Annotated in this window: 1 protein-coding gene; it reads left to right on the forward strand. The window is 65.5% G+C overall.

The features are described 5' to 3' along the window. Nucleotides 1–164 precede the first annotated feature (164 nt). Nucleotides 165–1,235, forward strand: a 1,071-nt coding sequence (metG, locus tag AC1DQP_RS20670; protein ID WP_478052451.1) for a methionine--tRNA ligase, incomplete at its 3' end; no start/stop codon positions are given.

Below are 1,235 nucleotides of genomic sequence, written 5' to 3' on the forward strand. Positions count from 1 at the left end.
CCCCAGCCCTCCCCCAGCAGACCGGTCAATAGGCTTCGGCTTCGGCTTCGGCTTCGGCTTCGGCTTCGGCTGTGGCCCTGGCTCCAGTTTCGAAAAAAAGCCCGCCGCAGGCGCCCACCCCCTCCATGCGATAATCCCCAGTCCCCAAAGCAACAACGCAGACCATGACCCGCACCGCTCTCGTCACCACCGCCCTGCCCTACGCCAACGGCCCGCTCCACCTGGGCCACCTGGTCGGCTACATCCAGGCTGACATCTGGGTGCGCGCGCGGCGAATGAGCGGCGGCAAGACCTGGTTCGTCTGCGCCGATGACACCCATGGCACCCCGATCATGCTCGCCGCCGAAAAGGCCGGCGTCAGCCCGGAAGCCTTCATCGCCAACATCCAGGCCAGTCACGAACGCGACTTTGCCGCCTTCGGCGTCGCCTTCGACCACTACGACTCCACCAACTCGGCCGCCAACAAAGCCCTGACCGAAGCCTTCTACCTCAAGCTTGAGGCCGAAGGCCACATCGCGCGCCGCTCCGTGGCCCAGTTCTACGATCCGGCCAAGGGCATGTTCCTGCCCGACCGCTACATCAAGGGCATCTGCCCGGTCTGCAGCAGCCCTGACCAGTACGGCGACAACTGCGAAGTGTGCGGCGCCACTTACGGCCCCACTGAACTCAAGGACCCGCGCTCGGTCATCTCCGGGGCCACCCCGGAAATGCGCGACTCCGAACACTTCTTCTTCGAAGTCGGCCGCTTTGAAGGCTTCCTGCGCGAGTGGCTGGCCGGCGACGTCGCCCTGCCCGGCGTCAAGGCCAAGCTCGGCGAATGGCTCAATGCCGAAGGCGGCCTGCGCGCCTGGGACATTTCCCGTGACGCGCCGTACTTCGGCTTCGAAATCCCCGGCCAGCCCGGCAAGTACTTCTACGTCTGGCTGGATGCGCCGATCGGCTACCTGTCCAGCTTCCAGACCCTGTGCGCCAAGAACGGGGAAGATTTCGACGCCCACCTGCGCGCCGGTTCCAGCACCGAACTGCACCACTTCATCGGCAAGGACATCGTCAATTTCCACGGCCTGTTCTGGCCGGCGGTGCTGCACGGCACCGGCCATCGCGCGCCGACGCGCCTGCACGTCAATGGCTACCTGATGGTCGACGGCGCCAAGATGTCCAAGTCGCGCGGCACCTTCGTCATGGCGCGTACCTACCTGGATGTCGGCCTGGAAGCCGAAGCGCTGCGCTACTAC

This window comes from Stenotrophomonas sp. P5_A8, from assembly GCF_056400545.1.